13 protein-coding genes are annotated in these 12974 nt (G+C 65.6%); 10 read left to right on the top strand and 3 right to left on the bottom strand.

The window, feature by feature from the left end; genetic code table 11:
- Positions 1-112 precede the first annotated feature (112 nt).
- The 10 genes from rpsP (at position 113) to BM341_RS08025 (ending at position 9338) form a co-directional block, all read left to right on the top strand.
- Positions 113-361 (top strand): 30S ribosomal protein S16, encoded by a 249-nt coding sequence (gene rpsP / locus BM341_RS08070; RefSeq protein ID WP_089794701.1) that lies wholly within the window; start codon positions 113-115, stop codon positions 359-361.
- Between the two features lie 42 nt (positions 362-403).
- Positions 404-952 (top strand): ribosome maturation factor RimM, encoded by a 549-nt coding sequence (gene rimM / locus BM341_RS08065; protein WP_089794699.1) that lies wholly within the window; start codon positions 404-406, stop codon positions 950-952.
- Between the two features lie 47 nt (positions 953-999).
- A complete protein-coding gene (trmD, locus tag BM341_RS08060) occupies positions 1000-1761 on the top strand; it encodes a tRNA (guanosine(37)-N1)-methyltransferase TrmD (protein ID WP_089794809.1) in 762 nt (253 codons plus the stop codon).
- Between the two features lie 183 nt (positions 1762-1944).
- Positions 1945-2301 carry a 50S ribosomal protein L19 gene (gene rplS, locus BM341_RS08055; RefSeq protein WP_089794698.1) on the top strand — a complete coding sequence of 119 codons (357 nt, stop codon included), beginning with the start codon at positions 1945-1947 and terminating at the stop codon, positions 2299-2301.
- A 120-nt stretch (positions 2302-2421) separates the two neighbouring features.
- Entirely contained in the window at positions 2422-3324 is a 903-nt protein-coding gene (gene xerD, locus BM341_RS08050) for a site-specific tyrosine recombinase XerD (RefSeq protein ID WP_089794696.1), read from the top strand.
- 3 nt (positions 3325-3327) lie between these two features.
- Positions 3328-4059 (top strand): DsbC family protein, encoded by a 732-nt coding sequence (locus BM341_RS08045; RefSeq protein WP_089794694.1) that lies wholly within the window; start codon positions 3328-3330, stop codon positions 4057-4059.
- 111 nt (positions 4060-4170) lie between these two features.
- Positions 4171-5487, top strand: coding sequence for a homoserine dehydrogenase (locus BM341_RS08040; RefSeq protein WP_089794692.1), 1317 nt, complete (start codon positions 4171-4173; stop codon positions 5485-5487).
- Positions 5488-5490: 3 nt separating this feature from the next.
- The gene (gene thrC, locus BM341_RS08035) at positions 5491-6879 is read left to right on the top strand and encodes a threonine synthase (RefSeq protein ID WP_089794690.1); all 1389 of its coding nucleotides are present in this window, start codon (positions 5491-5493) and stop codon (positions 6877-6879) included.
- 4 nt (positions 6880-6883) lie between these two features.
- Positions 6884-8698 carry a single-stranded-DNA-specific exonuclease RecJ gene (locus tag BM341_RS08030; RefSeq protein WP_089794688.1) on the top strand — a complete coding sequence of 605 codons (1815 nt, stop codon included), beginning with the start codon at positions 6884-6886 and terminating at the stop codon, positions 8696-8698.
- A gap of 22 nt (positions 8699-8720) precedes the next feature.
- Positions 8721-9338, top strand: coding sequence for a YitT family protein (locus tag BM341_RS08025; protein WP_089794686.1), 618 nt, complete (start codon positions 8721-8723; stop codon positions 9336-9338).
- Here BM341_RS08025 and BM341_RS08020 read toward each other — a convergent pair.
- From BM341_RS08020 to BM341_RS08010, 3 genes are all read right to left on the bottom strand, one after another.
- Positions 9335-9766, bottom strand: a complete 432-nt coding sequence (locus tag BM341_RS08020) for a VOC family protein (RefSeq protein ID WP_089794684.1) — start codon at positions 9764-9766, stop codon at positions 9335-9337. The genes BM341_RS08025 and BM341_RS08020 overlap by 4 nt on opposite strands.
- 118 nt (positions 9767-9884) lie before the next feature.
- Complete coding sequence (locus BM341_RS08015) at positions 9885-12455, bottom strand: heavy metal translocating P-type ATPase (protein ID WP_089794682.1); 2571 nt, start codon at positions 12453-12455, stop codon at positions 9885-9887.
- Entirely contained in the window at positions 12452-12889 is a 438-nt protein-coding gene (locus BM341_RS08010; protein WP_089794680.1) for a MerR family transcriptional regulator, read from the bottom strand. Before BM341_RS08010 ends, BM341_RS08015 begins: the two co-directional genes overlap by 4 nt.
- Positions 12890-12974: the final 85 nt, after the last annotated feature.

Below are 12974 nucleotides of genomic sequence, written 5' to 3'. Positions count from 1 at the left end.
GGTCTAACGGCCCGCTTCCCGAGCAGCCAGGAATAGCATTGCTGGAGGCCAGCGGCGAGCCGCCGCGGCCCAGCAGAGTCAACCGCAATCTCAACCGAAGGACAGACTACGCATGGTTACCATTCGTCTGGCACGTGCTGGCGCCAAGAAGCGTCCCTTCTATCACTTGACCGTGACTGATTCCCGCAACTCCCGTGATGGTCGTTTCATCGAGCGTCTGGGCTTCTTCAATCCGGTCGCGCGCGGCCAGGAAGAGCGTCTGCGCGTCGATCTGGAGCGCGTTACTCATTGGCAGGGCCAGGGCGCGCAGCTTTCTGACCGCGTCAACGAACTGGTCAAGGAAGCCCGCAAGCAGGCCTGAGCGCCTGACTTGTGCGACTGAAGAGCCATCAGGGTGTCGTCGATGAGCGAACATGCGCAAGCACAGCCGCGCGACGATCATGTGGTGCTGGGTAAGCTGACTAGCCCCTACGGGGTGAAAGGCTGGCTGAAGGTGTATTCGTACACCAGCCCCATGGACGGCATTCTCGAGTATGACGACTGGGTCCTGAGACTGGGCGGGCGTCTGGTTTGCCATCCGCTGGTACAAGGCCGTCGGCAGGGCAAGGGCCTGGTGGCGCAGCTCAAGGGCGTCGACAGCCGCGAGGCGGCAGAAACCCTGGCGGGCGCCGAAATCCTGCTGCCCAAGGCCCGACTGCCCGAGCTCTCCGGCAACGATTATTACTGGTATCAGCTGGAAGGCCTGACCGTGACCACCCGCGAAGGAGTGGTGTTGGGGCGTATCGATCATCTCTTCGAGACCGGCGCCAACGATGTCATGGTCGTGAAGGGCAACGCGGATACGACTGTCGATGACCGTGAGCGCTTGCTGCCCTTCCTGCCGGATGACGTGATCCTGAGCGTGGATCTCGACGCTGGCGTGATGACCGTCGACTGGGACCCTGAATTTTGAGCCTTGGTTCGGCCGCGGACGTGCCGTCGGGACGGGGCGAGCAGGACCTGTGGATCGGCATCGTGTCGCTGTTTCCCGAGATGTTCGAGGCTATCACTCGCCATGGCGTCACGGGGAGGGCGGTTGAGACGGGGCGTATCGCGCTGGAATTCTGGAACCCGCGCGACTACGCCACTGACCGTCATCGCAGCGTGGATGACCGTCCCTACGGAGGCGGCCCCGGCATGTTGATGAAGGTCGATACCTTGCGCTCGGCGATCCACGCTGCCCGCGAGCGGGCCGAGCAGGTCACCGGTCAGCGGCCGAAGGTGATCTACCTGTCGCCCCAGGGGCGTCGGCTCGACCAGGCGGGCGTGCAGCATTTGGTGTCCGGCCCCCCGCTGGTCGTGGTGGCGGGGCGCTACGAAGGCATCGATGAACGCGTGGTAGAAGCCGACATCGATGAGGAGTGGTCGATCGGCGACTATGTGCTCAGCGGCGGTGAGCTGCCGGCCATGGTGCTGATCGATGCGGCGGCAAGGCGGGTGCCCGGCGTGCTCGGGCATCGGGATTCCGCCGTCGAGGACTCCTTCAATGACGGGCTGCTGGATTGTCCGCATTACACCCGTCCGGAGGAAATCGACGGGCGGCGTGTGCCGGATGTGCTGCTCAGCGGCCATCATGGCGCCATCCGGCGCTGGCGACTGAAGCAGTCGCTCGGGCGTACCTGGCAACGACGGCCGGATCTGCTCGACACGCGGTCATTGGATCGCGAGCAGCAACAGCTGCTCGAGGAGTTCATCGAAGAGCACGCTCTGTCCACCAGGTAAGTAATACGCTCTGTCCACCAGAAAGGTCAGGGCGGAGGTGCAGGACACGTCGAGCCACTGAAGAGGCGTGGACCTGTGTCACCCATCAGCTCCCGCGCTCTCGAGTCGCGACTCGGGCGCCGGGGTCACGATTGGCCGGCAACACGCGACAGCCGGCCAGTCATGTTATCGAGGAGTAATGTCATGAGTAGCAAGAACAAGGTGATCCAGGCGCTCGAAGCCGAGCAGATGAACAAGGAAGTGCCAGCCTTCGCCCCGGGTGACACCGTGGTCGTGCAGGTCAAGGTCAAGGAAGGCAACCGCGAGCGCCTGCAGGCCTTCGAAGGCGTGGTGATCGGCAAGCGCAACCGCGGGTTGAACTCCGCCTTTACCGTGCGCAAGATTTCCCACGGGGTTGGCGTCGAGCGGACCTTCCAGACCTACAGCCCGCTGGTCGATTCCATCGCGGTCAAGCGCCGCGGTGACGTGCGCCAGGCCAAGCTGTACTACCTCCGCGAGCGCAGCGGTCGTTCCGCACGCATCAAGGAAAAGCTGGCCTGAGGCGAGAGCCTTCGTCGGTCAGCGGCGCTCATGGCTGAGACCTGAGTGCCGCCCCAGAAACCCCGTCACCGCTCTGCGGGGCGGGGTTTTGTCGTCAGGCGGGCCCTCAGGAGAGTAACAATGGCGACAGGCGAGACAACGGGAGAGGTGATCGATGCCTTTCTCGACGGCCTTTGGCTCGAGCAGGGAGTGAGCGACAATACCCTCAGCGCGTACCGGCACGACCTGCAGACCTGGATGGCCCGGCTGGAGAGCCTCGGCCGCGACTGGCGCACGCCGGGCGGCAACACCTTGCCCGACTGGTTCGACGAACGCCGCGAGGCCGGCTACCAGCTGCGCAGCAATGCCCGCTTGCTGTCGAGCCTGCGACGCTTCTATCGTTGGGCGCTGGGCGAAGAGATGATTGGTCATGACCCGCTCGTCGACGTTTGCCTGCCGCGGGTACGCCCATCGCTGCCCGATACGCTCGAGGAGGCCGAGGTAGAATGTCTTCTCGAGGCGCCGGACGTGTCATCGGCGCTGGGCATGCGCGATCGCGCCATGCTCGAGGTGCTCTACGGCGCGGGCTTGCGGGTCTCGGAGCTGGTCGGGCTGACGACCGATGCCGTGAACCTGCGCCAGGGCGTGGTGCGAGTGCGCGGCAAGGGCGACAAGGACCGCCTGGTGCCGCTGGGCGAGGAGGCGGTCGTCTGGCTGCAGCGCTATCTGCGCAGCGCTCGCGGGGCCCTGATGCAGGACATTACCCATCCGGCGCTGTTTCCCGGGCGCGCCGACCGGGCCATGACGCGCCAGACCTTCTGGCACCGTATCAAGGCGCATGCCCGTACCGCCGGCATCGACAGGCCACTGTCGCCGCACACGCTGCGACACGCCTTCGCCACCCACTTATTGAATCATGGGGCCAACTTGCGTGTCGTACAGCTGCTGCTCGGTCACAGCGATCTCTCGACCACCCAGATCTACACCCATGTCGCGCAGGTACGACTGGAAGCCCTGCACGCCGATCATCATCCTCGAGGTTGAATCATGACACCACGTTTCTTCGCGGGCCTGCTGGCCGCTTCCCTGACCCTGCCGATGATCGCGCAGGCCGACCCCGCCGAGCACCTGGCCGACACTCTCGAGGTCAGCGGTCAGCCCATGCCGGTGGTAAGCGTTCGCGAGACGCCCATGGCGGGTATCTTCGAGGTGCGTCTGGAAAATGGCGAAACCTTCTACAGTGACGCCGCGGGTGATCATTTCCTGGTCGGCGATCTCTACGAGAATGGCGGGGACGGCCTGGTCAACCTCACCGAGCAGGGCCGCAACGGCGAACGCGCCGCCCGCCTGGCTCAAGTGGCGGAGCAGGACCGAGTGGTCTTTCGGGGTGACGGCGAGAGCCGCGCCACGGTGACGGTCTTCACCGACACTACCTGCCCCTATTGCCGCCAGTTGCATGAAGAAGTCCCCAAGCTCAACGAAATGGGGGTCGAGGTGCATTATCTGGCCTTCCCGCGAACGGGCATGAAGGGCGAGGGGGCTCGGGTAATGCAACAGGTCTGGTGCTCTGACAATCCGAGCGAGGCGATGAGTGCCGCCAAGCGCGAGGAGCGTCTCGAGAGTGGCGGAAGCTGCGACAATCCGGTCGAGGAACAGTATCATCTAGGTTTGGCGCTTGGCGTCCAGGGCACGCCGGCGATCGTTCTGCCCGACGGGCGTCTGGTGCCTGGCTACGTGCCGGCGGAGCGCCTGGTCGAAATGCTCGGCCTGAACGAGTAATTGCCGCCGCCAACGAGCGTCGGCAGCGGGGCTCCGGCCAGGGGACCATCATGCGATGACACGCGCCAGAACACACGTCAGCAAACATGTTAGAAAACAAGGGGAATGACATTGAAACCGGTGAGAGTGGGAATCTGTGGCCTGGGGACCGTCGGCGGCGGCACCTTCAACGTGCTGACACGCAACGCCGACGACATCGCCCGGCGGGCGGGGCGACCGATCGTCATCGAACAGGTCGCCTACCGCAGTCTCAATCCCGAGTGTGACCTCACTGGTATCAAGGCCACTACGGATGTCTTCGAGGTAGCCACCAATCCTGATGTCGATGTGCTGGTCGAGCTGATCGGTGGCTATGACCTGTCCCGCGAACTGGTCCTGACCGCCATTGCCAACGGCAAGCACGTGGTCACCGCCAACAAGGCGATGATCGCTGTACACGGCAACGAGATCTTCAAGGCGGCTCACGAGCAGGGGGTCATTGTCGCCTTCGAGGCGGCGGTTGCCGGTGGCATCCCGGTCATCAAGTCGCTGCGCGAAGGCCTGGGCGCCAACCGCATCGAGTGGGTCGCCGGCATCATCAATGGCACCGGCAACTACATCCTTACCCACATGCGCGAGGACAAGCGCGCCTTTGAGGACGTGCTCGCCGAGGCGCAGGCACTGGGGTATGCCGAGGCCGACCCGACCTTCGATGTCGAGGGTATCGATGCCGCCCACAAACTTACCATCCTGGCATCCATCGCCTACGGCGTGCCGCTGCAGTTCAACAAGGCCTTCACCGAGGGCATCTCGCGCATCACGGCAGAGGATATCGAGCAGGCCGACAACCTGGGCTATGTCATCAAGCACCTGGGTATCTCCAAGCGCACCGAGGCCGGGCTCGAGCTGCGCGTGCACCCGACGCTGATCCCCAAGCAGCGCTTGCTGGCCAGTGTGTATGGCGTGAAGAACGCCATTGCCATCATGGGCGATGCCGTGGGGCCGACGCTCTACTACGGCGCCGGGGCCGGCGCGGAGCCCACCGCCTCCGCCGTGGTGGCGGATCTGCTGGACGTCGCACGCGACATCAGCACCGATCATCACTATCGGGTTCCCTACCTGGCGTTCAGCGGGATCGGCGACGAGATCAACAGGCTGCCGATCATGCCCATGGAGGATATCGTCACCGCCTACTACCTGCGCCTGCTGGCGGTGGACCGCCCGGGCGTGCTGGCGCGTGTCGCGACCATCCTCGCCGAGCAGGGCATCTCCATCGAGGCGCTGATCCAGAAGGAGGCGACCGAGGGCGAGTTAGTGCCGATCATCCTGTTGACCCACCGTACGCGTGAGAAGCAGATGAACGAGGCCATTCGCCTGATCGAGTCGATGGCCGACATCGCCGGCCCAGTGACCCGCATCCGCGTCGAGTCGCTGGACGAGCAGGAGTAGGCCATGCGCTACATCAGCACTCGCGGGCAGGCGCCCGTGCTGTCCTTCGAGGAGGTCGTGCTCACTGGCATGGCAAGCGACGGCGGCCTCTATGTCCCGGAGACGATTCCCCAGCTCTCCCATGAGGACCTGGCCGCCATGGCTGGCCTGTCCTATGCCGAGATCGCCTTCCGGGTCATGAAGCCCTACGTCAATGGCGAGATCGACGACGCGACCTTCCGGGGCATCGTCGAGGAGGCCTACGCCACTTTCAGCCACGACGCCGTGGTGCCGCTCAACCAGTTGGATGCCAACCACTTCCTGCTCGAGCTGTTCCACGGTCCGACCCTGGCCTTCAAGGACGTGGCCCTGCAGCTGCTCGGCCGGCTGCTTGACCACTTCCTCGGGAAGCGCGGCGAGCGTGCGGTGATCATGGGCGCCACGTCCGGCGATACAGGCTCGGCGGCCATCGAGGGTTGCCGTCACTGCGACAACCTCGACATCTTCATTCTCCACCCCTATCAGCGGGTTTCCGAAGTCCAGCGCCGCCAGATGACCACGGTGCTTGCCGACAACGTCTTCAACGTGGCGATCGAGGGCAACTTCGACGACGCCCAGGCGATGGTCAAGGCGAGCTTCGCCGACCAGGCGTTCCTGAACGGCGCCCGCCTGGTGGCGGTAAATTCCATCAACTGGGCGCGGATCATGGCCCAGATTGTCTACTACGTGGCCTCCGCCGTGGCGCTCGGTGCGCCGCACCGCCCGGTCAGCTTCTGCGTGCCCTCGGCCAATTTCGGCAACCTCTTTGCCGGTTACATGGCGCACCGCATGGGCCTGCCGGTAACGCAGTTCATCATTGCCACCAACGCCAACGACATCCTGCACCGCACGCTGGCCGACAACGACTTCTCCAAGCGGGAACTCGTTGCGACGCTGGCGCCGTCGATGGATATCGTGGTGTCGTCCAACTTCGAGCGCCTGCTCTTTGAAGCTTATGACCGTGATGGCGATGCCGTGCGCGCCCTGCTCGAGCGTTTCCAGAACGAGCCCGCGGCCCTGGCCGATGCCCCGCTGGCCAAGCTGCGCGAGCGCTTCGCCAGCCACCGCGTGGATGACGCCACGCTGCTCGAGGTGATCCGCGAGGCGCACCATCGCACCAAGGAGCTCCTCGATCCCCATACGGCCACCGGCTACCGTGCCGCCGAGCGGGCCCGCAGCGATGCCCGGACGCCGATGATCACGCTGGCCACGGCGCATCCCGCCAAGTTCGCCGAGGCGGTGGTCAAGGCCGGGTTCTCCGGTGTACCACTCCCGGCGCACATGGAGGATCTGCTGGAGCGCGAAGAGCGCTATACGGTGCTGCCGGCGGAACTCGCTGCCGTGCAGCGGTTCGTGGCCGAAAATCGGCGGTAAGGTGATGTCTGGTCTGGACGAGGTAGCGACCGATCCCAGCGACCTGCATGAGCGGCTCAAGCCCCGCCTTCAGGCGCGCCCTCGCGATGAGGCGCTCTACACGCGTGCCCTGAGCGAGGGGCTCTCCGAACTGCAGGCGCGCGTGCTGGCCGGCCGGCTCGCCGGCTATCAAGGGGAGCTCGCGCCGCTGGTGACCCCGAGCCTGCGCCACCTGACCCATCCCGAGCGACTGCGTGACGCGCGCCGCGCGGCAGAGCGCATCGCCCAGGCGGTGGTCGACGGCGAGCATATCGGCATCCTGACCGACTACGACGTCGACGGCATCACCTCCCACGTGGTGATACGGCGCACCCTGGTCGAGCTTTTCGGCGTGCCGGAATCGCGGCTGCACAGCCTGATCGGCCACCGCATCCATGACGGCTACGGCATCAGCCTGCCGTTGGTGGAGCGCACACTCGCGCTCTCACCGCGACCAAGCCTAGTGATCACGGCGGATTGTGGCAGCTCGGACGAGCCACGTATCGCGCATCTCAAGGCCGCAGGCATCGACGTGGTGGTCAGCGACCATCACGCCCTGCCGTTGGAGGGGCCGCCGATGTCCGCTTATGCTACCGTCAACCCCACCCGCAAGGACTGCGACTATCCCGACGCCACGATCGCCGGCTGCATGGTCGCCTGGCTGGTCATGTCGCTCTCGCGCAGCGTGTTGATCGAATGGGGCGTGCTGGCGGCGGCCACGCCCAAGCTTTCGCCCTGGCTCTCCTACGTGGCGCTGGGGACGGTGGCCGACTGTGTGTCGCTCGGCGGCAGCGCCGCCAACCGAGCGGTGGTCACTTACGGCTTGAGCCTGATCAACCGCATGGACGCCGCCTGCTGGCGGGCCATGGCGGCAAGGCTCGGAGCCGATAGCTTGCCCTTCGACGCCGAGACCCTGGCCTTCCAGATGGGGCCGCGGATCAATGCCCGCTCGCGCCTCGACGATCCCTACGCGGCGCTGTACTTCATGCTCGCCGAAGACGATGCGGTGGCGCATCGGCATCTGGAAACGCTGGACCAGGACAACCAGTCACGCAAGGCGATCGAGGCAGACATGAGCGAGGAGGCCCGCCAGCTGGCCATTCCCTCGTTGATGGCCGATGAGCCGGCCATCGTGCTCTATCTCGAGAGCGGCCACCCCGGCGTGCAGGGCATCGTCGCCTCGCGGCTGGTCCAGGCCTTCGGCCGACCGGCACTGGTGCTGACCCCGGCGGCCGCCCCGGGCATGCTGACCGGTTCGGGTCGCTCCATCGAAGGACTGCATCTGCGCGATGCCCTGCAGCGCACCTTCGAGCTTGCGCCCGAGTCCCTGCCGCGCTTCGGCGGTCACCGTGGTGCCGCCGGCGTGGGGGTGCCGGTCGAGCTTCTGGAAGGGTTTCGTGCGGCGTTTCTTCAGGCAGTGAGCGAGCAGCTCGGCGATACCGAGCTCTGCCCGCGGGTCTTTACCGATGGCGAATTGACGCCCGCGCAGTTGAGTCTCGCGACCCTCGAGGAACTCGCCACGCTCGGCCCTTACGGTCGCGAATTCGATGCGCCGCTGTTCGAGGGCGAGTTTCTGGTCGAACGGCTACGCCCGGTGGGAGCCGATGGCACCCATCTGATGCTGGAGCTGTCGGCCGGCGCAGTGACCCAACGCGGGATCTGGTTCCGCGCCCTGACTCCGGGCGAGCTGCCGGCCTTTGGTGTCGGCGACCGCCTGCGCTGCGCCTACAAGCTCAATCGCAATCGCTGGCGGGGGCGGGAGAGCCTGCAATTGATGATCGAGCATGCGGAAGCCTGTTAGGCACCCTATTTAAGGAACACCGATGGATCCCCAGGACCTGCCCAAGGACCCTCATCGCCCGCATGAGGATGTCATGGCCATGCTGGTAGGCACGCTGTTCGTGGCGCTCGGCGTGACGCTCTATACCAAGGCCCTGCTGCTGACCGGCAGTACCGCCGGGCTGGCCTTCCTGCTGCAATATGCCACCGGCTGGCGGTTTGGCGTCTGGTTCTTCGCCATCAACCTGCCATTCTATTACCTGGCCATCAAGCGCATGGGCTGGTCGTTCACGCTGCGTACCTTCGCCGCCATCGCCCTGGTGTCGGTGTTCTCGGAGCTGACCGGGCGCTGGATCGTTATCGACTCCCTCCACCCGCTCTACGCGTCGCTGATGGGCGGCAGCCTGATCGGCATCGGCATGCTGATCCTGTTTCGTCACCGTACCAGCCTCGGCGGAATCAATATCCTCGCGCTCTTCCTGCAGGACCGTTACGGCCTGCGCGCCGGCTATGTGCAACTGGGCATCGACGGCTTGATCATGCTCGCCGCGCTCCTGGTGCTGCCCATGGAGCGAGTGGGGCTGTCGGTGCTGGGCGCGGTGGCGCTGAACTTGATCATTGCGTTGAATCATAAGCCGGGGAGATACATGGGAGTCTCTTAATAGTTCGGCCAGACGCCGGGTGTCGCCAACTCCAGCAGGTGTCCGTCGGGGTCGCGGAAATACACGCTTTCCCCGCCTCGCGGCCAGTGGGTGCGCCCCTCGATGGCGATATCATGATCCGCGAGTTGTCCTTCCCAGGCCGCGAGGTCTCGGGCAGCGATGGCGAAGGCCAGATGCACTCGGCCTTCGCCGTCATGGGGCGGGATGGTGCCCATGTCGTCGGGCAGCACCACGGTCTCCAGCGTTTCGCCGCACAGGAACAGCAGCAGCACCGTGCCGGCGCCGGTGTCATAGGCCGTGAAGCGGTGGTCGGCCGTGAAGGGTTCCAGGCCCATCGCGTCCTCGAAGAAGCGCCGCGCTCGGTCCATGTCTTCCACGTAGAGCGCGGTTTCCAGCACACCGTTTAGTTTCGGAGAGGGGTGGGTCATGGGTGCCTCGCGATCCGGGGGTTGCCTTCAGCATAGTCAAGCTAGCGCTGTGTCGGCCCCCAGAACCACCAGACGATCAGGGCGATCAACGCCAGGCCGGCGAGATTGACGATCCAGCTCATGCGGCAGCCTCCTTCTCGTATTCAGGCGCGATGTCGTCATGCTCGCGCGCGGTTTCGCGGCGCGTCTTGAACAGGCGCAACCGATTGGCGTTGCTCACCACGGTGATCGACGACAGCGACATGGCGGCCCCGGCGATCATCGGCGAGAGCAGGGTGCCGGTGAAGGGATAGAGCACCCCGGCCGCAATGGGGATGCCCAGGGCGTTGTAGCCGAAGGCCCCCACCAGGTTCTGCTTGATATTGGCAAGTGTCGCCCGGCTGATCTCGATGGCCGAGGCGACCCCGTGCAGCGAGCCGCGCACCAGCGTGATGCCGGCGCTCTCGATGGCCACGTCGGTGCCCTGGCCGATCGCGAAGCCGACATTAGCCCGGGCCAGGGCCGGCGCATCATTGATGCCATCACCGACCATGCCGACGACCTCGCCGGCCTGTTGCAGGCGTTCGATCTCGGCGTGCTTGTCCTCGGGCAACAGGCCGGCGCGGAAGTCGTCGATGCCGACTTCCCGGGCAATGGCTGCGGCGGTGTGGGCATTGTCGCCAGTGAGCATCACCACCTTGAGGCCATCGGCCTGCAGGCGTTTCACCGCCTCGATGGTGTCGTGGCGCAGCGGGTCGCTGATACCGAAAACGGCGGCCAGCCGGCCATCCACGGCGAGATACACCACGGTGCGCGCCTTTTCTTCCAGCTCAGCGGCGACCCGGCGGCCGGTGGCCAGGTCGATGCCGGCTTCCTCCAACAGGCGGGCATTGCCCAGCAGCAGCGACTGGCCATCGGCGCTTTTTGCCTTGACCCCGCCGCCGGTGACCGTATCGAAATCGGTGATCTCGACGGTCTTGGCGTCACGCGCGGCGGCATGGCTCATCAGGGCCGCGGCCAGTGGGTGCTCGGAGCCACGTTCCAGGGCGGTGACCAGGCCCAGTAGCGTTTGCTCGTCGCCCTCGATGACCTCGGCCTCGGTAACCCGTGGCTTGCCTTCGGTCAGGGTGCCGGTCTTGTCCACCACCAGGGTGGTGAGCTTGCTGGCGGTCTGCAGGGCCTCGCCGCTTCTCACCAGTACGCCGTGCTCGGCCGCCTTGCCCACACCGATCATGGTCGAGATCGGCGTGGCCAGGCCGAGAGCGCAGGGGCAGGCAATGATCAGCACCGTGGTGGCGGTGACCAACATGTGGATCACCCTCGGCTCGGCACCAAAGTTAAACCAGGCCAGCGCAGTAATCACGGCGATGATCATCACCGTGGGTACAAAGATGCTCGATACCTTGTCGGCCAGTTCACCGATGGGCGGGCGGGAGTTCTGAGCGCTGGCTACCTGTTCGGTGATCTGTCCCAGGCGGGTGTCAGCCCCTACGCGGGTGGCACGATAAACCAGGCCGCCCTTGCCGTTGACGGTGCCGGCGCTGACCTCGTCGCCTTCGCCCTTGGCGACTGGCAGCGGCTCACCGGTGAGCATCGATTCGTCGATATAGCTGCTGCCCTCGGTGACCATGCCGTCCACCGGCAGGCGCTCGCCTGGGCGCACGCGGATATGGTCCTCCTGGCGGACCTCGTCGACCTCGACCTCGCGCTCCTCGCCGTCGCGGATCACCCGGGCGGTGCGGCTCTGCAGGTCGAGCAGACGCTTGAGGGCCTGGCTGGTTCGACCCCGGGCGCGTAGCTCCAAGGCATTGCCGAGTAGTACCAGGCCGATGATCATCGCCGAGGCCTCGAAGTAAATGCCCCGGGCCACCTCGGGCAGCCAGGGCGCGAAGGCCACCACCGCCATCGAGTAGAGCCAGGCAGTGCCGGTACCCATGGCGATCAGGGTGTCCATGTTGGCCTGGTGGTGCTTGAGGTTCTTCCAGGCGTTGACGAAGAAATGCCGCCCTGGGCCTGCCATCACGGCCAGGGTCAACACGCCGACCACCAACCAGTAGAGGCGCCCGCTACCCATCGGGTGAGGATGAAAGAAAAACATGCTGGCCATCAGCGGTACGGCAAGCGTCAGCGAGAGGATGCTGCCCCGGATGCGCTGGCGATAGGCCTTCGCATCCTTCTCGGCACGAGCCTGTTCGGCCTCGCGCATGTCGACGATGGGTTTGGCATCGTAACCCACGTCGCGCACGGCGCGGATCAAGGCATCGGGGTCGGCAGTGCCGCTCACCTGGGCGGTGTGGGTGCCGAAGTTGACCTCCGCGCCGACCACGCCGGGCGTACGCGCCAGGGCCTCGCGCACGCTCTTCACGCAGCTGGCGCAGGTCATCCCGCTGATCGACAATCGCTGCGTCGTGGCGCGCGTGTCGCTGACCGCGGTCGCGGGTGGGGCCTGAGCGGCGGTGGCCTCGGTGGTCTCGGACGGTGTCGGGGCGGTGTCTTCTCCGGGAGCGCCGGGCGGATAGCCTGCCTCGCGCAATGCCGCGTCCAGGGCATCACCATCCAAGGTGGTGGCGACGTCCAGGCGCTTCTCGGCGGGGGTGCCAGTGACGTCGGCCTGCGCGTCCCGGGCCTGGATGGCCTTGCGCATATTGGCGACACAGCCTTGGCAGTTCATGCCCGGGACCTGGCGCTCGAGCGAGTGGCGGATGGTCATGAGGTCTCCTTGCCGATGTCGGCGGCCAATGGTTCGGGGAAGCTTTCGATCAATCGGCACAGGCTGTGGCCGTCCGGGGTGCCGTCCGGCATCTCGGCCCAGGCATCGAGGGCCTGTTCCATGCGCGAGGCCAGCGCTTCGAGTTCCTGGATACGCGCGCGGATCTCGGGGAGTCGGCTGGCCAGCAGGTCGCGCACCAAGGGGCAGGGCGAGTCGCCATGGTCGGCGTGGGCCAGGATGTCGCGGATCTCGGCGACGCCGAAGCCCAGGGTGCGGGCGCGCTGGATGAAGCGCAGCCGCTCCAGGTCGACCTGCCCGAACAGCTGGTAGCCGTTCTCCGGGTCGCGTTCGGGGTGCAGGAGTCCTTCTCGGGTGTAGTGACGCACGGTTTCGGCGGTAACGCCGGCCAGACGTGCCAGTTCGCTGACCTTCATCGTTGTATCCTGGATGAAATCGATGACAGTAGTCTAAAACCTTTGGGTTACCCATAGGTCAAGCGCCGCCATGCTCATTTCTTCC

Origin of the sequence: Halomonas korlensis (assembly GCF_900116705.1) — a bacterium.
Classification (GTDB): domain Bacteria; phylum Pseudomonadota; class Gammaproteobacteria; order Pseudomonadales; family Halomonadaceae; genus Halomonas; species Halomonas korlensis.
Note: the sequence above shows the minus strand (reverse complement) of the source record. Positions and strands in the feature narration are given on the sequence as shown.